This window comes from Methylophilus sp. 14 (genome assembly GCF_015354345.1).
Lineage (GTDB): Bacteria > Pseudomonadota > Gammaproteobacteria > Burkholderiales > Methylophilaceae > Methylophilus.
In genome coordinates this window covers 63,635-85,958 of the sequence record NZ_JADKYS010000006.1, presented here as the reverse complement: position 1 = coordinate 85,958, position 22,324 = coordinate 63,635, and the positions used below count along the sequence as shown (strand labels likewise).

Genomic DNA, 22,324 nt, shown 5'->3' with positions numbered 1-22,324 from the left:
AAGTATCCGGCTATCGTCTGCGTTATTCGTAAACCCGCTATTTTAGCATTGTTACATCCAATTTTTGGACTCTTGATCGGTGGGAGCCTCATGCTTTTCAGGCAAATGGATACGGATCATAAAACCATGCGGACTGAGATTGGTCGCTTTGACGAAACCACCATGCGCCTCAACGATATGCTTGGTCATGGCCAAACCGATGCCATGGCCGTCCACCTGTGATGCGCGACGGCCGCGTACAAACGGCCTGAAGATTTGCTCAAGCTCCTGCGGCTCAACGCCCTGGCCTTGATCCTCCACTTCCAGGATCACTTCGCTGGTACGTGCGCTATGTTGCAACTCAATGGTTACCACGCCACTCTCTGGGCCATATTTCACGGCATTGCGGATCACATTGTCGATTGCCCGTTGCAACAATTCCAACTGGCCGTCCACTACCACAGCATCCTCCGGCATATCCAGATGCAACTTGGCCTCATGCTTCTCGAATAGCACATCACCCACAATCCCGGTCAACAGTTCTTTTAAATCGACCTCGGTCTTTTGCAGCTTTTGCATGCCCGATTCAAATCGAAAGATTTCCAGCAACTCTGAAATCATTCTTTCCATGCGTACCGCTTCGAGCTCAACACGCTGTAAGGAGCTTTGCATTTTCTTCGGATTCTGCATCACCAGGCCCACCGACATCTGTATCCTGGCCAATGGCGAACGCAACTCATGAGACACATGGTGCAACATTTTGGATTGGCTTTTGATCATGTTGTTGAGGCGCAATGCCATCAAGTCAAACGCTTCACCCAACTCAGAAAATTCATCGTGACTGGCGGTAATTTTAGGGCTCACCCTGACCAGCAAATCCCCTTCTGCGGCACTCTTCAGATGATCAAGCAATAACTTGATGGGATGCGAAATTGACCAGGCCAGGACTCCGGCAAAAATGCTGCTGGAGACGAGGCTGTAAATCAGCACATATAAAGGTAGGCTAAAGTATTGTCTCTCAGCCGACGGTTGATCGGCCTTCACTGACTGAGACTCAGGCTTTAAGGCATTTGGCTTGGTCTCACAGTCGCTTGCTGAGGTGCAAGCCTGCGGGACTGTATGATGTATGGCGGATTGTTGATGGGTCTGCCACTCAACAATATTGCCAACGATAAGATCGGTGGAGATGAGCGCCAAAAAGAATGCTAAAAATAACTTCCAGAACAGGCGCCCCATAACCCTCGCGTTTAATTCACTTACTCTCTAACAAGTTGGTATCCGACACGGTAAATGGTTTGTATCACATTCACACCGCCAGAAACTTCTGATATTTTTTGACGGATACTACTTAAATGCACGTCAATACTACGATCATATTTGACCAACGGACGACCCAGCGCCTTGATGGACAAATCTTCTTTGCTCACAATCGTACCGGCGTGCTTGGCCAGAATTTCAATCAGGCTGAATTCCGTACTGGTAAACACAATCGGCTTGTCAGCCCAGAATACTTTTCTACGCTCGCTGGAAACCACCAACTGGCCAACCACAATATCGTTGCCTTTAGGCGTGTCACTGGTATGACGGCGCAAAATGGCACGAATCCGGGCAACCAGCTCACGCGGCAGGCATGGCTTTTGGACATAATCGTCCGCACCGCCCTCCAGCCCTTCTATACGGCCTTCATTATCATCCTTGGCCGTTAACATCAGCACAGGGATATCGGAATGTTGTCTGACATTGCGTAACGTCTGCAAACCATCCTGACCTGGCATCATCACATCAAGGATCACCAAATCAAATTTGCCTGCCAGCACATATTGCTCGCCGGTCAGACCATCGTGCGCAGTCGTTACAGTAAAGCCTTCTTGCGTCAGGAATTCCTTCAGCATATTGGCCAACTCAACATCATCATCAATCAACAGCAGCTTACTCATTTATGTCCTTTTACAGATTAGCTGAAGGCTTTCGCAGGGTTTAGCCTTCGAATCTTATCGAACAATCAAATTGATTAACAAGCGTAAATCGTACAATTTTACCCAAGTTTTCAAACTGTATCAACATTGTAAATATAATTTAATTGCATGCAATACAAAGTGTACTCAAAAGCTAGTCCGCAGTAAATGCCTCACACAATTGACTTAGCAATTGACCGAACAACGGCAACACTTCTTCTGCACTATGCGGGCTATCATCATCTGTCGTTGCAATCATATAGCTAATGGTGACTTTATCTAGGTTTTCACGGTATTCCTGCCAATGCTCAGACTCCGCTTCTGCAATCAGTTTAAACTTATGAAAACCAGATTCAATAATCTCCGCCAGCATTTCCGGAGATAGCCCATCAAACAGGGTTTTACCGATGGTAATTTGCGCCCTATCGTAGTCAGGATGAAGCCCTTCCTGGGTCAGCGGCATGAACAGGAAGGCATACACCATCAAACCGAAACACTGGTAGACCCCCAGCATATCAAAATCATTTTCCAGCTCTTCTGCCGGATGACGGTCAGCGGACTGAATCGCTTTAAACGTTAAAAAGCTCGCCAGATAATGTATAGCGTCTTCAATTTCAACATTGGCAAAGGCTTCTACGGCTTGTGCTTCAGATTGAATACCCATCGCCCCAGTCTGTGCCTGGCACAGCTGATACATAAACCTCAAACGCTCTTCATAAGTCATTTCCATGATGATCCTTTTAATTAATATTATCCGTGTTATTCAATCTCAGGCAGGGCTTCCAGTTTTTCCTGCACATCCAGCCACTGCTCTTCGATGGCATCGAGTTGTTTTTGATTTTCACCTTGCGAAATCAGCAGCGCCTGCAATACTTCACGCTGCTCTACCTCGTAAATCGCACTATCCGCCAGGCGGTTTTCTACGTCTTGCTTTTCCTGCGTGAGCTTGGTCAACTGTGTTTCCAGTGTCGCCAGCGTTTTGAGCAAAGGCCTGCGCTCCACCAGGCGTGCCTGGCGGTCCGCTTTTTGCTGATGATAGCTATTCTGTTTGGCGGCCACAGGTCGGCTCGTAGTGACTTCCGTTTGCGCCACCTTGAGTAAAGATCCTTTGTAATCTTCCAGGTCGCCATCAAACACACTGGCTTGCCCATCAGCCACCAGTACAAATTTTTCGCAACAAGTGGCAAGCAACGTGCGGTCATGCGACACCATCACCATGCCGCCTTCATAGGCCTGCAATGCCATAGACAATGCATGCCGCATTTCAATATCCAGATGGTTGGTCGGCTCATCCAGCAAAATCAGGTTAGGCCGTTGCCAAATCAGCATCGCCAATGCCAGACGAGATTTTTCACCACCTGAGAACGGTCCGCAAGGCGCTTTAGCCATCTCGCCGCGGAAATCAAATCCCCCCAAAAAGTCCAGCAGTTCCTGCTCTCTGGCATTTGCGTCCAGCCGCTGCAAATGCTGCAAGGGCGAGTCGCTAGCAACCAACTGCTCTAGCTGATGCTGGGCAAAATAACCGATACGTAAATCCTTACCTTCTACGCGCTCGCCCGACAATAAGGTTTCTGACTGCGCCAGCGCTTTAATCAAGGTGGACTTACCCGCGCCATTCTTACCCAGCAAACCGATGCGCTCACCCGGGCGTATCGCCAGATGCCCCAGTTTGACCAGGGTTTGACCTGCATAGCCCAACCCCGCCTGATTCATCACCAGTAAAGGATCCGGTGCAGAACCTAGGTCACGAAAGCTGAAACTAAAAGGAGAATCTACATGCGCAGCACTGATACGTTCCATGCGCTCAAGTGCCTTGATACGGCTTTGCGCCTGGCGTGCTTTGGTCGCCTGGGCGCGAAAGCGATCAATATATTTCTGCAAATGCGCCATTTGCTGCTGTTGCTTTTGATAACTGGCTTGCTGCAATGTCAGCTTCTCGGCACGCTGGCGCTCAAAATCACTATAGCCACCGCGATACAAAGTCAGTTGCTGATGCTCTATATGTAGAATATGGTTAACCGTGTTATCAAGAAACTCGCGGTCATGCGAAATCAGCAACAAGGTGCCGCGATAGGCACTCAGCCAGCCTTCAAGCCAAATAACGGCTTCAATATCCAGGTGATTGGTCGGCTCATCCAGCAATAGCAAATCTGAGCGGCACATTAAAGCACGCGCCAGGTTGAGGCGCATACGCCAGCCACCGGAAAAATCACTGACCGGGCGGCTCAACTGCGACTGAGAAAACCCCAGACCGGCCAATAAAGCACTGGCCCTGGCTTCTGCGCTATAGCCATCAATATCCGCTAGGCGCTGATGCCACTCGGCCACATGCAACGGGTCATGACTTTCGCCAGCCTCTGCTTGCGCAAGGTTGGCTTGCAAGGTGCGCAACTCTTCATCACCATCCAGGGTATAGTCGAGTGCAGATTGCGCCAGCGCCGGGGTTTCCTGCGCCACATGCGCAATCACCCACTGTGGCGGCATCAGCAACTCGCCGACATCCGCCGTGAGCTCACCGCGCAGCAAGGCAAACAGGGTCGATTTACCCGCGCCATTGGCCCCGGTCAGGCCGACGCGATGCCCCGGATGCAACTGGAAACTGGCTGCTTCGACCAGCGTTTTACCTGCTCTGGAAAAAGTCAGTTGTTTAAACTGAATCACTGACAATCACTTTCATTTAAAAACGATATTGCAAAAGAGTGGCATTTTAAACGAATCATTCAGGCTCTGGCTGAATAATTCCGCGACTTCCCCCCTCTTCTACTGCGGCTGCGCAACTGTTTTCGAGTAAAATGGTCAGTTAAACAATTACTTCTGCCACTGCTGTTCCACACCCATATGCCTCTGCAAAAAATCAAACGCTGGCTAGCTTCATTACTGATTGTCTTGTTTGTCTTGCTGGCAGGCATTGTTGGTGTTATTCAGTTTTATGTGTTTCCCCACATTGACGACTACCGCGGCAAGATTGAACAAGCACTCAGCCAGTCACTCAAGCAACAGGTCACCATTGCCCATATTGCCATTCGCTGGCGCGGCCTGGCACCACAAGTCACCCTGGGCAAAGTCACGGTGTTTGATACCGAGCAACGCCCGGCGCTTGAGTTACCCAAGATCACCACCCGCTTGTCCTGGAGTAGCCTGGCATTACTCTCACCTTCGCTGGTCAGCCTCAGTATAGATGCGCCCAACTTGGTGATCAGGCGTACCGCCAATGGCGAGCTGTTTTTAGCGGGTATTTCCATGTCTGGCCAAGGCAATCCCGCTTTTGCCAACTGGCTGCTATCGCAACGTCGTATCCAGATTTCTCACGCCACCATCACCTGGCTGGATGAACAACGCCAGGCGCCGCCACTCCTGCTTGAAGATTTGAATATTGAAATACTGACCCCGGTCTGGCAACGCCTGTTGCATCGCCATAGCATCCATATAGACAGTCTGGTTTCCACCGGCACCAAGCAGCGTATGACCCTGGAGTCAGTCGTGGTTGGTGATGATGTGGCCAAACCTGAAGCATGGCATGGCGAAATTTCGCTACGCCTGCCAGAAACCGACCTCGCCGCCTGGAGCCCGTGGTTGGACTTGCCACTAAAAATAAATGCCGGTAAAGGCAACCTGACCACCACGCTGGCATTTGATGCCTTGCAATTGCAACGGCTGGCCGCGCAAGTACAGTTGAACGATGTGGCCGTCAAACCTGCCCACGAGACGCAAACATTTATCGCCAAAACCGTCACTGGCGAACTACGCTGGCAGCGTGTTGAGCAACGTTTCATGCTCACCCTCAAGCACTTTTCTGCCAACGTACAGCCAGGTTTAGTGCTCGAAGATACCAATGGTGAATTGCAATGGGATAGCCAAGGCCACGAAGGCACGCTCACGGTTAAAAAATTCGGCCTGACCCAAGGCCATTTATTTGCACAATGGTTACCGCCTGATTCAAAAATAGCCACCTATCTTGAAAACATGGCCCCCGCAGGCAATGCCTCTCAAATCAAGGCGCGCTGGCTTTACCAGCAGGATCAATGGCGTGATTACGCAGTCGACGCCAACTTCAATGCGCTGCATAGCCAAGCCTACGCCAGCATTCCCGGTCTGGATAACTGGTCAGGGCAATTGTCAGTACGCCCGAATGCAGGTAGCGTGGAACTGGATACCAGCAAGGCGACCATTGAACTGGCCGGCCTGCTACGCTGGCCATTACCCATAGACCAGCTGCAAGGCGAAGTGGCGTGGAGTCATAACGGCCAGAAAACCTTGATCAGCACGCGCAACCTGCACTTCAGCAATCCCCACCTGGCCTTGCGCACCAATCTGGAATATCAACTGGGCGCCACAGGCGGCGACACCATACAACTGCAAAGCCAGATTGAGCGCGGCGATGCCAAATTTGCCCCTTTTTATTACCCGCTGATCCTGGGTGAAAGCACCTTGCACTGGCTGGACACCTCTATCCTGAGTGGTCAGATCAGGCACGGCGAAGTGATTGTCAAAGGTCGGGTGCAGGACTTCCCCTATGTGAATGCAGCGCATCAGTCTGATCCATCACTGGGGCTGTTCCGCGTCACCGCACAAGTGGATCGCGCCAGCCTGGAGTATGGTACTGACTGGCCGGTGATTCAAAATATCGATGCCTTCCTCAAATTTGAAGGCAAACGCATGGATATCGCGGTGAAAAACGGCACGACTGTTGGCCAGCACATTACACAAGCACAGGTCGAAATTCCGCAACTGGATGCCGACTGGCCGATGCTCAATATCAAAGCAGCGGCCACCGGCACCGTCGAACAAGGGGTGAAATTCGTCAATACCAGCCCAGTGCGGCAAGTCACCATGGGCTTTACTGATTTTTTAAAAACCTCAGGCAATGCTGAACTCAAACTGGGCCTGCAAGTGCCGCTCAATGATGTAGACGCCAGCCAGTTTCAGGGTGATTACAACATCAAGAACGGCCATATTGCCGCTAACCCGCAAATCGCCATGCCGGAAATGAGCAATATCAATGGCCATTTAAAATTCAACGAAAAAGGCTTGCAAGCGCAAGGCATGCAGTTGTCGATGTTTGATAATCCTGCCAGCGTCAGCCTGAGCACAAGGCCAGACAAGTCGGTGATTATCCAGGGCAGTGGCCGCATCACCGATGCCGCCCTTAAAAAACTGGATAACAACCCGATTACCCGCGCCTTGCATGGCACGACTGACTGGAAAAGCAATTTACTGATCCAGGCACCGAATATCCGGCTCGACATCCGCTCGCAATTAATCGGCATGGCCATTGACCTGCCAGAACCGGCCAAAAAGAGTGTTGAAACACCCGCCAGCCTGAGCATCCGCTTCCGCCAGGAGAGCAACCAGCCAGACAAAATTGCCATTCACTATAACGACTGGATACATGCCAACTTTTTGCGCAATGCGAATAACCCGGCCACCGTCAGTGCTGGTGAAATTGCCATTAACACACCACCACGCCTGCCTGCTGGCGATGGCATCAATTTACGCGCCGACTTTCAAAAGCTTAATGTCGATGAATGGTTAACCTACCTGAACCAGGAAAGTGGCAGCCAGGCGTCCGATGCCTCATCACTGGCCCTGAATCAGATTGAGTTGACCGCAGGCACCCTGCATGTGTTTGACCGCAACCTGCACCAGATCAAACTGAATATTGCACCGGAAAAAGAACGCCTGAAACTGTCGATTCAAAGCCAGGAACTGGCGGGTGACGCTGACTGGTTATCAGGTAAACCCAGCAAACTGGTAGCCAAACTGAATTACCTGCGCATTCCGCGCAGCATGGATACCGATAACAATGCCAATCCGGCCGAAGTACGCCGCCTGGATATGACCTACCCCGAGCTGGATATTACAGCGCAGGACTTCCAGTTTGGTGACAAACAACTGGGCAGCCTGGATTTAAAAGCCTACAACAGTGGCGAGAGCTGGGTAATACAGCGCATGAATATCAACAACAGTGATAGCCAGCTCACCGCCGACGGCACCTGGCGCAACTCGGTACGCAGCCCGCAAACCATGCTCAAGTTCAACCTCAGTTCCAGCAACCTGGGTAAAACCCTGCAGCGTTTTCAGCCTGGCGGCGAGATGGTCAAAGGCGGCACCGGCAGCATGAATGGCCAACTGGGCTGGCCGGGCAGCCCGCATGAGTTTGCAGTGGAGCGGCTGGATGGCAACTTCACCATGCAACTGGAAAAAGGCCAGATTTTAAAAGTGCAACCAGGCGTGGGCCGCCTGCTCGGCTTGCTGAGCTTGCAAAGCCTGCCGCGCCGCTTAACCCTGGATTTCCGTGATTTATTTAGTGAAGGCTTTGCTTTCGATAAAATCAACTCTACCGCCAATATCAAAGATGGCATTTTGCGTAGCAACGACCTATTTATGACGGGTCCAGCGGCCGAAGCCAGCATCAAGGGTGAAACCAATTTAAAAACCGAAACGCAACGCTTAAAGGTCAAAGTCGTGCCCCATATTAGCGACTCCGTTTCCCTGGCAGCCTTGGCAGGCGGCCCGATTGTTGGCGTGGCTGCGTTTGTGGCACAAAAATTACTCAAAGATCCGCTTAACAAAATCAGCGCCAGTGAGTATATGATTACAGGCACGTGGGATAATCCACAGGAAGCAGAAGTCGATAAAAAGGCACCCAGTACGCCCTCTGCTCAACCTTTGAAAAGTCTGCATTAATGCCACTATCACTATTATTTCAATGGAACCTTTGCCATGGCTGAGAAAAAAACTAAAAAACTCAAATCCGCCGCTAACGATGACATCGTTAAAGTTGCGGCAATCCAAATGGCGTCCAGCCCTAACGTAGCAGCCAACCTGGTCGAAGCCAAACGGCTGATCGAGTCGGCGGCCAAGGCCGGGGCCAAGCTGGTGGTGCTGCCGGAATACTTTTGCATCATGGGCCTGAAAGATTTCGACAAGGTGACCATTCGCGAAAAACCAGATGATGGCCCGATTCAACAGTTTTTAAGCAAAACCGCCAAGGCTTACAAAATCTGGATCGTCGCCGGGACGGTGCCGCTGGAAAGTCACTATGCCAACAAAGTGCGCAATAGTTGCCTGGTGTATAACGACAAAGGCGAGCAAGTAGCGCGCTACGATAAAATCCACTTGTTCGGCCTCGATATGGGCACCGAACATTACCATGAAGAAAACACCATAGAACCTGGTGACACCGTGGTGACCGTGGATACGCCATTTGGCCGTATTGGCCTCTCGATTTGCTACGATTTACGCTTCCCAGAGCTGTTCCGCGCCATGGGTGAAGTCGACATGATCGTCGTGCCCTCAGCGTTTACCGAAACCACCGGCAAAGCCCACTGGGAAACCCTGGTGCGTGCGCGTGCCGTAGAAAACCTGAGTTATGTGATCGCCTCAGCGCAAGGGGGCTACCACCTCTCTGGCCGCGAAACACATGGTAACAGCATGATTGTGGACCCTTGGGGTGTGGTGCTGGATCGCCTGCCGCGTGGCTCGGGCATTGTGGTGGCTAACGTTAACCGCAACTATATTAAAAACCTGCGTCAAAGCCTGCCAGCGCTTAAACACAAAACCATTAAGGCAATTTAATGAAAACGCTGAGTGCCGGTATGGCACTCTTTGGCCAGTCCTAGACTCCAACCATTACGATTTAACAAGTTAACCCACTATTTAGCCCATTATGCAAACGCTACTCACCACTGCCAACGACTTGCTACTCCGCCCTGCCGGACTGGATCAAAGCGCTTTAACCAATGTATTGTCCGGCATGATGACGCACAACATTGACTATGCGGACCTCTACTTTCAATACAGCCGCAGCGAATCTTGGGGGCTGGAAGAAGGCCAGGTCAAATCCGGCAGTTTTAATATCGACCAGGGCGTAGGTGTGCGTGCTGTCAGTGGCGAAAAAACCGCCTTTGCCTATTCCGACGACATTCATCTTGATGCCCTGCAACAGGCGGCAAGTGCCACCCGCGCCATTGCCAACCTCGGCCAGGAAAAAACCGGCCACAGTATTATTACGCGCAGCCATACGCCGCTGTATTTACCGCAAGACCCGATTGCCAGCCTGAGTGCAGATGCCAAGGTTAAACTGCTGGAAAAACTCGAGCGTTATGCCAAAGCGCAAGATCCGCGTATCACACAAGTCATGGCCTCGATTGCCGCAGAATATGAAGTTGTCTTAGTGGCACGCAGTGACGGCGTCATGGCAGGCGATGTACGCCCACTGGTGCGCTTGTCGCTGCAAGTGATTGCCGAACACAATGGCCGTCGTGAACAAGGTTCCAGCGGCGGCGGTGGCCGTTTTGATTACAGCTACTTTACTGATGATGTCCTGCAAGACTACGCCCGCAAAGCCGCGCATCAGGCACTGGTTAACCTAGAGGCGCGCCCTGCCCCGGCTGGCAGCATGACCGTTGTGCTGGGTAATGGCTGGCCAGGCATTTTGCTGCACGAAGCCATCGGCCACGGCCTCGAAGGTGACTTCAACCGCAAAGGCAGCAGCGCCTTCAGCAACATGATTGGCCAGCAGGTTGCCGCCAAAGGCATCACCATCGTCGATGATGGCACGATACAGGACCGCCGTGGCTCGCTGACCATGGACGATGAAGGCAACGCGCCGCAAAACACTGTACTCATTGAAGATGGCATCCTGCGTGGCTATATACAAGACACATTGAATGCACGTCTCATGGGCATGGGCCTGACCGGCAACGCGCGCCGCGAAAGCTACGCGCACATCCCGATGCCGCGCATGACCAACACCTATATGCTCAACGGCGACAAAGACCCGCAAGAGATTATCAAGTCGGTGAAAAAAGGGCTATACGCCGCCAACTTTGGCGGCGGCCAGGTCGATATTACCAGCGGTAAATTCGTCTTTAGCGCCGCTGAAGCCTATATGATTGAAGACGGCAAAATTACCTACCCGGTCAAAGGTGCCACCCTGATTGGCAACGGCCCGGACGTGTTAACCAAAGTCAGCATGGTAGGCAATGACATGGCGCTGGATAGCGGCGTGGGCACTTGCGGTAAAGAAGGTCAGAGTGTGCCTGTTGGTGTTGGGCAACCTACGTTGAAGATTGATGGGTTAACCGTTGGTGGTACCTCAGCCTGACTGTTGAACCCTGTTAAAGGTACAAAAAAAAGGCTGCAATATCGCAGCCTTTTTAGTGTTATCTTTTATTTCTGACGACGAAATCCAATCAGGCTCATCAACAAAACACCCAGACCAAGTAAACCAGCAGAGGATGGCTCAGGTACAGTAGTTGGCGTTGACACCAACTGCATCACACCGAATTTTGGTCCTTCAAAGGGATCGACATTCGCTAAATCGTTCCATTTACCGAAACGAACACCACCACCAAAATACAAATAGGTGTGTACATAGTTTTCGGCATCGGCATTGTAGCTGTTTGAGTTATTCGGTTCACCAGGTGACCAGTTTGTGTAGGTTGAGGTAGATCCATCAGCCCATAAAAACTGGCTAGGATTGTTCGGGTTACGTGAATATCCAATCCAGTAGGCGTTATTCAAACCCCAGCCATTGAACGCTTCTGTGGTCAACCAATCATTTTCAGCCAGATCATTAATAGTCACCAAATGACCGCCCAATGATTGTGCAAAAGCCTCACTATTTGTCCAAGTGTCGGCAGAAAGCAACTGATAAGTGCTACCGTTATAAGTATCTGTTGCCAGCACAGTCATTGCAGCCTGAGCATTGGCAGAAACTGCGGCCAGCATGGATATGCCCAATAAATTTAAACCATAACGCATGTGGTTCCCCCTCTTGTTTATTGTTTATTGTTTATTGTTTATGCATGAAGAATGCAATCCCCGTAAGGCATCGCATGTGTTCTCATTTTTGAACCATATTGCAAACTTTGCAACATGAGTGACAGATTACTGCACGACAATCGCAAGCAACAATAGCCCAATAAGACTAATCATTTCCGCGTTAATTATTAAATCTATTTAACAAGAGACCAACTGCACAGCGTGCTGGTTTTTTAAATGAATGACTCAACTTTGTGTATGCAAACAATGCAGGTGAAGTAATGTGTTGCCTAGCAGCAATGATACCGAATACAGTCGGTACTCAATCAGTTTTGGCTTTATCTCGCTACAGCCCGTAGGGCGGACTCGCTCAGTCCGCCGTATTAATCTCCACAATCAAACACGCGCCTGCAATTTAACCCCCATCGCCTGCATCACCTTATGCACAGTATCAAACCGCGGCTGCGCATTGGGCCTTAAGGCTTTGTAAAGAGCTTCACGAGTGATGCCACTTTTTTCAGCAATGTCTGCCATGCCTTTGGCGCGGGCAATCACACCCAAGGCATGCGCCAACTCGGCACCATCGCCCTCTTCGAGTACGATATTCAAATAGGCTGCGATGTCTTCCTCTGTTTTAATATGCTCCGCCATATCAAACTCTGGGAGTTCTGAAACTTTGATTTTTTCGCTCATAGCTTAATCCTCTAACTGGTGCATTAACTGGATTGCTTTGGTGATATCGGAAGATTGACTAGATTTGATGCCATGTAGCCATGCATCAAATTCTGCAGTGCGTTTGACTATATACATAGCAGAATATGTAATCGAACGATTACATGATGGCAAGCTAAATAATCCTCACACCGTAGGTAAGCATTTCGTATGAGAAATTATTTAATGTTTGATTAAAAAAACAGTCGATGATGGTTTAGCTGACGAAACACCTCGAGAGAGTGACGCATACATTATCGCAAGGGTGATGGCCGTTCCAACGGCTCTCCTTGCCAGTCATCAAATAGCTGAATATAGCCTTCAGGCCATTCTGCCTGCACTTCAGATGTTCTTTTTAGCAGCTCGGCCAGATATTCCGGAAGTGACATATTCGCTAGTTCGGCCTTTCGCCTGATCACAGCTTCAACTTCATCAGAAACATAAAAAGACAATTCAGCCATATCGCCTCCCTAGTTTAACCACATTGATCCATTGAGAATTAAGGCTTAGCCCTGAATCATTTGAAGGCTAAGACCTGCAATTCCGCCAGCCCAGCCACGTAATATACGCATAACAAATCACTGGCAATATAAACGCGTGGTGCAATCCCAAGCGATCTGCCAGCAAGCCGGTTAACAAAGGCACAATCGCTCCACCCAGAATCGCCGTGGCCAACAAGCCTGACCCTCTTTTCTCTTGCCCTGCTTTAAGGCCTTTAATGCCTAGCGTGAAAATGGTGGGGAACATGATGGAGTTACACAGGCCGACCAAGGCCATGCTCGCAATCGCCAGATTGCCTGTGGTTTGCATGGAAACCAGGATGAGCACCACGGCGAGCACGGCATGTGTCATGAGCACTTTGGCAGGCGCAAACATCTTCAGGGTAAAAATACCGATAAAGCGGCCTATCATGGCGCCACCCCAATACAGCGCTACCAGCGGCGCGGCTTGTGTTTCTGGCACATGGCTGATTTCCATCACATAATTCACCAGAAAACTGCCGATAGACACTTCTGCACCGACATAGGCAAAGATGCCAATCACACCGAGCAGCAGGCCTTTTTCCTTTAATACTTCCAGCCAGCTACTTTGATCTGCTTCTGCCGTTTCCATGCCAGACAAATTAATCCTGGAGAGCACCAGCGCAATAACGATTAACACGCCAGCGATCAGGAAATACGGATACACCACGCCCTCGGCGTAGACAGAGTTGGTTAATCCGGAAAGAATGAAGTAAGCGCCAAAAAAAGGCGCAATAAAAGTCCCTAATGAATTAAAGGCCTGCGCCATGGTGAGACGGGAAGAGGCTGTTTCCTGAGGGCCAATGATGGAAACACAAGGGTTAGCCGCCACTTGCAGCAACACAATGCCTGCAGCGAGCACGAACAATGCGCCTAAAAAGAGTGCATAGGTATGCAACAGCACCGCCGGATAAAACAACAGGCAACCCAGTGCCGCCAGCGCAAACCCAACCACCATGCCTTTTTGATAACCGATGTTTTCAATCAGCTTGCTGAATGGAATGGAAGTCAGGCCGTAGGCCGCAAAAAAACAGAACTGGATTAACGCTGCCTGGCTATAACTCAGGGCAAAAATGGCTTTTAAATAAGGCACCAGAATGTCATTCAAGCAGGTGATAAACCCCATCATAAAAAACAATACGGTCAGTGAGGTAAGCGCTTTTTTATACATACGGTTGTTCCAATTCAATGAGCGAGTAACTACACCATAAATAGGCAGGCTTTGGAAGCTGCTTTTATCGCAAGCAGGCGGTTTGGCGATGAATACAAGCTGTAATTCAATCCCAAACACAAAAATGGCGGCTTAAGATTTAACGCAGATCAAATGAATTGCCGGTTGAGGCTTGACGCTGAGCCCGGCGCACTCTTAATATAGCTTTACAGCGACCACAAGTCGACGCTTTCACTCACCTCTACACCAAGGAGACATAGTATGGCATCTAGTAAAACCACCGACGCATCCACTAAAAAAGTGACTACGGCAAAGAAAGCCGCCGCACCCAAAACAGCCCCTAAAAAAACTGCGTCAGAAAAAGCTGCCAAGCCAGCTACTTCGCGTAAAAAAACAGCCAAACCGGCCATTGTGACCAGCGAAGAGCGTTACAAAATGATTGAAGTTGCAGCCTATTACATTGCGGAGAAAAAAGGCTTTGGTCACAACCATTTAGACTACTGGCTAGAGGCTGAACAAGAGATTAATGCCAAATTGAATGCCTGAAGACTATTTCGGCTGACTCAGTCGTGGAATGCGCGGTGCCGACGTGAAATGAATATCGGCACCGCTATGTTGCGCGTATTGTAAAAATCCCAGCACCTCAGCGTGGCTTAAACGTAAACCATAAGCAACATAGGGGTACTCCGACAGCGGCACCTGTTTCTGAAAAAACGGCCAATTGGCGCTTGGGTTATAAAAACGCTCGACCAGGCTGGTGATCGCCAGTAACTCATATTGACCTGTGCTATTAAGCACCAGCCAGGGGCCGCCTGAATCCCCGACGGTTGGCATCGGCATGGTGTGGTCATATTGATCCAACTCGTTCAGCCGGTTGACTGCCAGCAGTGCCTTTTCGGCATGCACCAGCTCTTGCGTATAAGCAAACTGGGTTTGTGCCTGCAAATGCAGCATTTCATCCATCTCACGGTAGATCTTGGGCAATACCTGATAAAAGTCCGATAAATCTCGCAAAGGCTTGCGTTCGCCGCAACGAGGATGCCGGGTGTCAGCCTCGCCATAGCCTCTGCCATAGCCGCAAATCATGATGGACTCAGGCAGGTCATCGCCTAGCCGGATGCGCAAAGGTTGTATCAGGCTGGTCACTTTTGCGTCGAACACCAGCACGGCAATGTCTTGCGTCAAATCCTCGGACACCGCTTCGAAAGGCCGGTAAAAAGCCTGTTTGAGAGTAATTTGCTCTATCCCTAACAACTCAGGCTGCGCAATGGACAACACCGGTAATGATTGTGGACCACTGACACGTACCTCCTTCAGGCAATGCGCGGCAGTGATCAGTGTCAGCGGCTTAAGGCCCACAATTGCAGCGCTGCAAATCGAATCGTAATACTCCCACTTTTCGACTGATTGCAAGAAGTGTGCATGCTGAATGCTTAGTTTGACGGTGGAAATGGCCATCCCTGGGAATGTCAGGCCATGAATAATCGCCTGGGTAGAATGCCCGACCGTTAATCCCAGGCAAACCACCAGCGCAGGGGCAAGCCGCCTGAATAAGCGCATCTTTTCCAGCCACATAGACCTTGCCTATCAGGCTTAGCGCAAACTTCTGCTCGCGTTATTTTTTAACTCGATGGGGCCAAAGCAGTTTTCAAGAGAAGGATCATCGTTGTCACAGGAGATAAAGCTGCTGCCGTCAGGCTTAAACAACAGAAAGCTGGTTTGCTCACTATTGATTTCAGAACTTTGTTTAGTACAGTCCAGCGCCTTGTTGCTGAGCGTCACACGGTGATTCAATTTAAAAAAACCATGCGCATCAGGCTGCGGCGACACCTCATAGCGCGCTTCCAACTGCTCATCGCCACTGGTAAATACAGCGCTCCCGTCCTCTTTGAACCAATAGCTTTCCAGGCAGCCATTCTCAGGCACACGCGACTCCCAGTAGCCTATCAGCGGATGCTTGAGTGATCTTGGATCTTCCGCGGTACTGGCTGGCAGACTGGTGAAAAGTACTCCTCCAGCCAACAATAATGACGATAAGACATGTTTGGTATTCACTTGCAGGCAACGCATTGCATCCCCCAATATTGAAATGATGTAAAGCTGCAACGATTGTCATGGAAAAAAATTCACGGCAAATAGTGAATAATTCCTGACAATGCGATCATTATTTCCCAGATATTCCAAACGCCAACCGCTTGGATGCAATCAACAGGCAATAAAAAAACCCCGGACTTGTCCGGGGTTTTTCACAAACGGATAAGATGAATTATTTCATCACACGGTTACGGTATTCACCAGTACGTGTATCGATCTCGATCTTGTCGCCCTGGCTCACAAACAGTGGCACTGGAATCTCAAAACCGGTGGCAATCTTGGCTGGCTTCATCACTTTACCGGAAGTATCACCTTTCACGGCTGGCTCAGTGTAAGTGATTTCACGTACAACAGTGGTTGGCAATTCGATAGAAATGGCTTTGCCGTCGTAGAAACGCACTTCACATGGCATACCATCTTCCAGGTATGGCAGCGCATCTTCCATAAACTCGGCATCTACGTCGTACTGGTTGTACTCAGCGTCCATAAATACGTAGGTAGGATCAGCAAAGTAGGAGTAAGTCACTTCTTTCTTTTCCAATACGATCACATCAAACTTGTCTTGTGCGCTGTAAACGTTTTCGCTTGGCGCTTCAGTCAACAAGTTTTTCATTTTCATTTTCACCACAGCCGCATTACGGCCGGATTTGTTGTATTCGGTTTTTACAACTACCATCGGGTCGTTGCCAATCATCACTACGTTGCCAACGCGGAGGTCTTGAGCGATTTTCATAAATTAAGCCTTAATTTGTATGCGGGATTTGAAAGCGCGGAATTATACCCGATGTGTACGACATTTCTCAATAAAAATCACCAAGTTAGTCGCCAGGTCAACTGCTTGAGATTGGGCGACTTTAAAGGCACTGGCGTGCTGTGCAAACTGCGGCAACACGGTTAGCAAAGACTGCCAATGGGCAGGCTGCCAATCGTCTTGTGCCCACGCCAGCATGGCATTCCGAATGACACTCGCCAGCGATGCATCGGCCTGCGCCAGATAGTGTGCCATAAATGCATTGAGCTTTAACAGGTGCGTGTCTTCGCTTTGCTGGTAAGGTTGCCAGATCATGGGCTTGCCTGCCCACAAGGCGCGAATCCAGCTATCTTCACCGCGCACAAAATTAAAGTCACACAAATACAGCAAACGGTCGTAATCGGCTTGCGATAAAAACGGAATGACCAAAAACTCACTTTGCTGGCTTTGAATACACTCGCCCACCTGCAAATGGCCTAGGCCAAGCACCGCGGCCAGCATGGGCGCCACCGTCTGCGGCACCAAGACACGTACAGGCATAGTGGAAGCCTGCAGGCTCTCTACCAGTGCAGCCAACGGCGCATGCGCATAACAAAACAACGATAATGTCAGTTGATTGGGCGCGGGTGCAATGCCTAATGCATGCCAAGACGCACTGGCTTGCCAAGCAGGCAAACTGGCTTCGCGTAAAAGCCCGCCTGTTGCGGCTGTAAAGCCGGGATAAAAGAAATGGCGTACCAGTCCATTCGTCTGCGGCGAAGGTTGCGCGTGAAAACTGTCTACCCAGCTTTCTGCGGATAAATAATCAACGTTGACCCACATGGAACGCTGGCTGATCATGTGTTGCTGGTAAACCTCTGGCAAGCCGCAACCAAAGGTTTCTATCACCACATCGGCGGCTTGCGAAAAATCAGCCGTCTCAATCCAATGCTGCAAACCGATACGCGCATGCCTTTCCCTGGCAAACTGCTGCGCCAGAGCGATATCGTCGACCCACAATCGAATACTGAGCTCGTATTCATCAGCCAGTTGCCGCGCCAGCCGCCAGCACACGCCTATATCGCCAAAGTTATCAACGACCTTGCAGAAAATATCCCAGGTAGGTTTATGAGGTGCTGGATCAGTCATCTGGCAAAAGCATGGATACGGGATAAAAAGTCATTGATTGTATCTTAATTCATGCCGTGGATAACCATGTAGCACGGGTGACAATTGCCGAAGCATCATCAATGATGACAAGCGCTCTCAAACAAATACCTTCGTTAATTGTCATACGCCTGTTGCAATTGATAATACTTCTCATTACTATTAAATGGCGAATTATCGCAATGATTAAATGATTCTTTCAACCAAACTAAAAACAAGACAGGAAATTGATATGAATAAGTGGCACGCGCGATCATTGGTCGCCATCATTGGTAGTTTGTTAAGTACCGCAGTATGGGCAAGCAGCTGCACATATACTCCAGATGAAAAATCCTTTAAGTTCTCATTCACCGCGTTTGGTGCGCCAGACAAATCTTATATCGTCACAAAGAATACCTTTAAAAAATATCAACTGGCCTCTGCTACCGGCAAGCTCGAAGGCGCAACCATTCATATTGACAGCACCTCGCTGGACACCTCAAATGACTTGAACAATGGTAAAGGCGGCACCTGGGACCCTGCCCTGGCCAATATCCGTAATATGAATGTCGTGACTGGCCTGTTTAAAAACTTTGCCAATCCAGGCAAGATCACCGCCAAAATTGAAAAAATTCAGGGCAATGACTTACAGTTGGCCGTGACCATGAACGACGTGACCAAAGTCATCCCGATGAAAGTCACTGAGAAGAATGGTCACTTACAAGCCAAAGGCACGCTGGACATTATCAAAGACTTTAATGGCGGCAGCGCGTTTGAGAAGTTCGGCCGCATTTGTACCCAGGCATTCCATCAGGGCAAAACATGGACCGATGTGGATATTGAGTTTGAAGTCGATGCCAAAAAGAGCTGTAAATAAGCGCTGAAAACAACAAAGCCCCTTAGTGGGGCTTTTTTATGCCAACAGCCAGCATTACTCAGTCAACGCAGCTGCCATTTCAGCAGTTGTTAACCAGGTGAGCTGCAATACTTTTGCATCGGTAGAGGCTCTATGCTGCTGCAAGGCAAAACGATCTCGTACTGCTTGCTTGGTCTCGTGCCAAAGCGCCTGCTGCTCAGGCGTTAACGTCACACTTAAATCTTCCAGCTTGAAACGTGGAGTCAAACTAGCCGCTTCATACAAACTATGCAACCAGACAAAGTCCTGGTACCAGCCATCGGTATAGACCGTCTGGCCAGCAAACACACGATTAAGATGCGCGGCAATTTCTTGCGCCGTTTGCCCATGCGCCTCAAGCGACTGTCGCGACTGCTGATGCAGCTTTTCGGCTTCGTTATCCCAATGCAGCCAGTCACTATGCGGCTGCACCTGCGCACTCCACACTTCCCCCTTGCTATCGACGTAACCAATCTCGACCGGGTAACTGCCTGCGCCGAAACCGGATGCTTCAATATCTACTATGACTGGCGGCACCATGAACACTGACCTGCGGACTCTCTATCATTTACTTGATGTGTGGCTAAATCTGACGAATGCCTACTTGTCTATTTAACGGCATCAATACAATTTGCTTTAATTAACTTTCGAGATTATACGCAATTAGAGCATGTTGAGGACTGAACTTCCCTCGCCGCTGGTGGACAAACAAAAACAACACATATTTACTTAAATTAGGGAGAAGAAATGCATAAAATCATCACAGTCTCAGTGTTAACGGCAGCGATTGGCTTGTCCGGCTGCGCAAATATGAGCGAAACCCAAAAAGGCACCGCGAAAGGCGCAGGCATTGGTGCAGCGGCGGGCGGCGTCATTGGCGCAGTGGCTGGTGGCGGTAAAGGTGCAGTGATTGGTGCGGCCGTGGGTGCTGGTGCCGGTGCAATTGCGGGCAATATCTGGTCCAAAAAGATGGAAGCCCAAAAACAGGAAATGGAGCAGGCAACAGCAGGCACGGGCGTGGCGGTGACCAAAACAGAAAACAACCAGCTCAAGCTAGAAATCCCGAGTGATATTTCGTTTGATAAAGGCAAAGCCAATATCAAACCTAACCTGCGCCCTATCCTGGATAAATTTGCCACTGGCTTACAAAACAACCCAGCGGCACGCGTTAATATCGTCGGCCACACGGACAGTAGCGGCTCGGACGCCGTCAATGACCCATTGTCAGTGAATCGTGCTGCCAGCGCGCGTAATTACCTGACCGAGCGCGGCATTGCATTTAACCGTATCACCATTGATGGCCGCGGCTCACATGAACCGTTAGCAGCCAATGACACTGAGGCTAACCGTGCCAAAAACCGCCGCGTGGAGATTTTTGTTGCTGAGCCTGAACCGCAGGCAGCACCTAAATAAGCGTTAAGCAATCATAGAAAAAGCCGACTAATCAGTCGGCTTTTTTCATAACGCAATGCTAAATAAACAACGGTGCCACAAAGGCAAAAAAAGCACCTACCAGAAAAATAAGCACCGAAAACCAGTAAATCCACACACTTTGGCGGCGCGTTTTAGTGCATAACGCCGCTAACTGCGGGTCGGTTGGGCATGGCAGCAACCTTGCCCGCCATTGCATGATGCCTGCCAGCAACAGCATAAGCCCGGCTACGCCAAATACCAGTGGCTTATGCTCGCTGATCCAGATCAATTGCGGAAAATGACTGATCAGGCTGGTCAAGGTCGCCACTGAACCGATGGCCACCAGCGTCGCTGGTAGCGCACAACAAATCAGTGTCGAACCACTGGTGAATAGCGATAGCAAGTTAAGCCTTCGGTTGGCTTGCAGATGGTTGATTTCCGCCGCCATCACTTGCTGCCTGCCTTCTCGGCCTTGGCCACCTCTGCCTGGATCGCCTCTACGGTCTGGTTCACACGCTCCAGCTTGCCCACCGAGTAACCGGCATCCTGAATCACTTTGCTAAATGCCTCATTCGACACCTCCTGACCGTCTTTCAACTGCAAGGCCACTACGCGGCTCTTGAGGTCAACAAAGACCGTCTGTTTTTGTGGCAAGGCATTGAGTTTTTTCTCTATACCTTTAGCACAAAATGCACACACCATACCGTTCACTTCGGCCTTAATCGTGGTCACAGCAAAGGCCGCAGGAGTCATGGCAGACAACATCAAAGTCACTAATAATTTTTTCATTTCAATATCCTTTAAAAGTTCATTGGTTAAAACACAAACATGGCATTCAGGCGCGGCGCAAAGCCCTCGCCCTGCCACGGGTTGGTGACACCAAATTCAAGAAAGTAATGTTTGTTGATCAAGCGCAACGCTGGCGTGATTTGCAGGCCGGGGTCGTTGTGACGCATGGTTTTGGCCTCAATCACAAACCACGGCTGCGTCTGGTTAAAGCCGGTTTCATAAAACGAAAATCCGGCCTGCACTGCGGCAGTGTCGTAGTTCATATTGGGCGCACGGATCATGCGGGCTTTGGCCAGAAAATATAGCCGCGTGGATTCCATATCGAACTGCAAGCTGGGCGTGTAGGCAAAGCCGTCGTATTGACCTCGGGCTTCGCCCACGCTGCCGTTAAACCAGACATTGGCTTGCGCCAATGGCAGGTTCCAGCGCTTGATTAGGCCAGTGTAATTGATGCCGGAAATGGTGGTTGCCTGCTCGCCTTTGCCCGACATGCGCATCTGCTCAACGCCAATGGCATGCCCAAGCGCGGGCGAGTAGTTCAACATCCATTCCTGGTTGTAGCGACCGATTTCGGTCATGAGCATGGCGCTATCTTCAAAGCCCATGAGTGCCGCCGCGTGGGCAGGCATCATTAACTGGGAGAGAAGTAAGGCACCAAGCGCAACATACTGTTGCTTAAACATATAGCCTCCATATTCAATCTAACAAAACGGGTGGACGGACTTGTCCTGAGTGTTAGCTGAATATGGGTGGTTTGATCGCTGGGGGATAAGTTTGAGAGTGCACAGGGTCAGCCGCAAATAACGGCGCAGCGCTAGACTGTGCAATGAGGAAAGCGGTTGGAAACGCGTCTAAATGGGCGACGCCAGTGGTGACCATGCAAAAGCCACACACTGTGCAGTGATGCTTGGAGGTCGCTGCTTGATGATCAGCTGAATGATGCATGTCTTGATGCTCATCTGCCATATGATGGCACGGCATCTCATCATGCTGCGCCCTGGCAGTGCTGTTGAATGCCTGCTCTGCCAGGGCCATTTGCAAGGACATGACGTTGGCGGCCATAACAAAGCATGGCAACCAGCAAATCAGGAACAGGCAAAGGCGTTTTCGCATATACGGCTAAGATAAGGCCAAATGGTGATTAGTTCAAGT

Annotated in this window: 23 protein-coding genes; 6 read left to right on the top strand and 17 right to left on the bottom strand. The window is 50.1% G+C overall.

The genetic code is table 11. The features are described from left to right. Positions 1 to 51 precede the first annotated feature (51 nt). From INP78_RS12790 to INP78_RS12775, 4 genes are all read right to left on the bottom strand, one after another. Positions 52 to 1,176: a sensor histidine kinase KdpD gene (locus INP78_RS12790; protein WP_228522883.1), complete on the bottom strand. Its 1,125-nt coding sequence runs from the start codon at positions 1,174 to 1,176 to the stop codon at positions 52 to 54. A 59-nt stretch (positions 1,177 to 1,235) separates the two neighbouring features. Continuing rightward, positions 1,236 to 1,916, bottom strand: coding sequence for a response regulator transcription factor (locus INP78_RS12785; RefSeq protein WP_194742584.1), 681 nt, complete (start codon positions 1,914 to 1,916; stop codon positions 1,236 to 1,238). A gap of 172 nt (positions 1,917 to 2,088) precedes the next feature. Further along, positions 2,089 to 2,664, bottom strand: a complete 576-nt coding sequence (locus INP78_RS12780) for a hypothetical protein (RefSeq protein WP_194742583.1) — start codon at positions 2,662 to 2,664, stop codon at positions 2,089 to 2,091. A gap of 29 nt (positions 2,665 to 2,693) precedes the next feature. Beyond that, positions 2,694 to 4,595, bottom strand: coding sequence for an ATP-binding cassette domain-containing protein (locus tag INP78_RS12775; RefSeq protein WP_194742582.1), 1,902 nt, complete (start codon positions 4,593 to 4,595; stop codon positions 2,694 to 2,696). A 177-nt stretch (positions 4,596 to 4,772) separates the two neighbouring features. Between INP78_RS12775 and INP78_RS12770 the strand changes: the two genes are divergently transcribed. The 3 genes from INP78_RS12770 to tldD all read left to right on the top strand — a co-directional run bounded on the left by INP78_RS12770 (position 4,773) and on the right by tldD (position 11,043). Further along, a complete protein-coding gene (locus tag INP78_RS12770; RefSeq protein ID WP_194742581.1) occupies positions 4,773 to 8,621 on the top strand; it encodes a YhdP family protein in 3,849 nt (1,282 codons plus the stop codon). Between the two features lie 36 nt (positions 8,622 to 8,657). Beyond that, positions 8,658 to 9,512 carry a carbon-nitrogen hydrolase family protein gene (locus tag INP78_RS12765; RefSeq protein ID WP_194742580.1) on the top strand — a complete coding sequence of 285 codons (855 nt, stop codon included), beginning with the start codon at positions 8,658 to 8,660 and terminating at the stop codon, positions 9,510 to 9,512. A gap of 91 nt (positions 9,513 to 9,603) precedes the next feature. Then, positions 9,604 to 11,043 carry a metalloprotease TldD gene (gene tldD, locus INP78_RS12760; protein ID WP_194742579.1) on the top strand — a complete coding sequence of 480 codons (1,440 nt, stop codon included), beginning with the start codon at positions 9,604 to 9,606 and terminating at the stop codon, positions 11,041 to 11,043. 65 nt (positions 11,044 to 11,108) lie between these two features. Here the strand turns inward: tldD and INP78_RS12755 are convergent, their stop codons facing one another. From INP78_RS12755 to INP78_RS12740, 4 genes are all read right to left on the bottom strand, one after another. Then, a complete protein-coding gene (locus INP78_RS12755) occupies positions 11,109 to 11,702 on the bottom strand; it encodes a C-type lectin domain-containing protein (RefSeq protein WP_194742629.1) in 594 nt (197 codons plus the stop codon). A 396-nt stretch (positions 11,703 to 12,098) separates the two neighbouring features. Further along, on the bottom strand, positions 12,099 to 12,395 hold the full coding sequence (locus tag INP78_RS12750; RefSeq protein ID WP_194742578.1) for an addiction module antidote protein: 297 nt from the start codon (positions 12,393 to 12,395) through the stop codon (positions 12,099 to 12,101). 272 nt (positions 12,396 to 12,667) lie between these two features. Next, entirely contained in the window at positions 12,668 to 12,874 is a 207-nt protein-coding gene (locus tag INP78_RS12745; protein ID WP_194742577.1) for a hypothetical protein, read from the bottom strand. A gap of 67 nt (positions 12,875 to 12,941) precedes the next feature. Beyond that, positions 12,942 to 14,105 carry a sugar MFS transporter gene (locus INP78_RS12740; protein ID WP_194742576.1) on the bottom strand — a complete coding sequence of 388 codons (1,164 nt, stop codon included), beginning with the start codon at positions 14,103 to 14,105 and terminating at the stop codon, positions 12,942 to 12,944. Between the two features lie 261 nt (positions 14,106 to 14,366). Here INP78_RS12740 and INP78_RS12735 point away from each other — a divergent pair, with 261 nt between their 5' ends. Then, complete coding sequence (locus INP78_RS12735; protein ID WP_194742575.1) at positions 14,367 to 14,651, top strand: DUF2934 domain-containing protein; 285 nt, start codon at positions 14,367 to 14,369, stop codon at positions 14,649 to 14,651. A gap of 3 nt (positions 14,652 to 14,654) precedes the next feature. On the opposite strand, the gene INP78_RS12730 is transcribed toward INP78_RS12735, so the two are convergent. The 4 genes from INP78_RS12730 to earP form a co-directional block, all read right to left on the bottom strand. Then, positions 14,655 to 15,680: a serine protease gene (locus INP78_RS12730; protein ID WP_228522881.1), complete on the bottom strand. Its 1,026-nt coding sequence runs from the start codon at positions 15,678 to 15,680 to the stop codon at positions 14,655 to 14,657. An 18-nt stretch (positions 15,681 to 15,698) separates the two neighbouring features. Beyond that, positions 15,699 to 16,175 carry a hypothetical protein gene (locus INP78_RS12725; protein ID WP_194742574.1) on the bottom strand — a complete coding sequence of 159 codons (477 nt, stop codon included), beginning with the start codon at positions 16,173 to 16,175 and terminating at the stop codon, positions 15,699 to 15,701. A gap of 196 nt (positions 16,176 to 16,371) precedes the next feature. Continuing rightward, positions 16,372 to 16,932 carry an elongation factor P gene (gene efp / locus INP78_RS12720; protein ID WP_194742573.1) on the bottom strand — a complete coding sequence of 187 codons (561 nt, stop codon included), beginning with the start codon at positions 16,930 to 16,932 and terminating at the stop codon, positions 16,372 to 16,374. 42 nt (positions 16,933 to 16,974) lie between these two features. Next, on the bottom strand, positions 16,975 to 18,078 hold the full coding sequence (earP, locus tag INP78_RS12715; RefSeq protein WP_194742572.1) for an elongation factor P maturation arginine rhamnosyltransferase EarP: 1,104 nt from the start codon (positions 18,076 to 18,078) through the stop codon (positions 16,975 to 16,977). Between the two features lie 250 nt (positions 18,079 to 18,328). Here earP and INP78_RS12710 point away from each other — a divergent pair, with 250 nt between their 5' ends. Then, positions 18,329 to 18,952, top strand: a complete 624-nt coding sequence (locus INP78_RS12710; protein WP_194742571.1) for a YceI family protein — start codon at positions 18,329 to 18,331, stop codon at positions 18,950 to 18,952. Between the two features lie 54 nt (positions 18,953 to 19,006). On the opposite strand, the gene INP78_RS12705 is transcribed toward INP78_RS12710, so the two are convergent. Continuing rightward, positions 19,007 to 19,510, bottom strand: coding sequence for a 3'-5' exoribonuclease (locus INP78_RS12705; protein WP_194742570.1), 504 nt, complete (start codon positions 19,508 to 19,510; stop codon positions 19,007 to 19,009). Positions 19,511 to 19,717: 207 nt separating this feature from the next. On the opposite strand from INP78_RS12705, the gene INP78_RS12700 reads away from it, so the two are divergent. Further along, a complete protein-coding gene (locus INP78_RS12700; RefSeq protein ID WP_194742569.1) occupies positions 19,718 to 20,383 on the top strand; it encodes an OmpA family protein in 666 nt (221 codons plus the stop codon). Positions 20,384 to 20,441: 58 nt separating this feature from the next. Here INP78_RS12700 and INP78_RS12695 read toward each other — a convergent pair whose 3' ends face one another. From INP78_RS12695 to INP78_RS12680, 4 genes are read right to left on the bottom strand one after another with little or no spacing between them, the layout of a single operon-like run. Then, on the bottom strand, positions 20,442 to 20,831 hold the full coding sequence (locus INP78_RS12695; protein WP_194742568.1) for a hypothetical protein: 390 nt from the start codon (positions 20,829 to 20,831) through the stop codon (positions 20,442 to 20,444). Then, positions 20,831 to 21,172 (bottom strand): heavy-metal-associated domain-containing protein, encoded by a 342-nt coding sequence (locus INP78_RS12690; RefSeq protein ID WP_194742567.1) that lies wholly within the window; start codon positions 21,170 to 21,172, stop codon positions 20,831 to 20,833. Before INP78_RS12690 ends, INP78_RS12695 begins: the two co-directional genes overlap by 1 nt. Before the next feature lie 26 nt (positions 21,173 to 21,198). Then, a complete protein-coding gene (locus INP78_RS12685; protein ID WP_194742566.1) occupies positions 21,199 to 21,855 on the bottom strand; it encodes a hypothetical protein in 657 nt (218 codons plus the stop codon). Between the two features lie 52 nt (positions 21,856 to 21,907). Then, positions 21,908 to 22,285, bottom strand: a complete 378-nt coding sequence (locus tag INP78_RS12680; RefSeq protein WP_194742565.1) for a DUF2946 family protein — start codon at positions 22,283 to 22,285, stop codon at positions 21,908 to 21,910. Between the last annotated feature and the right edge of the window lie 39 nt (positions 22,286 to 22,324).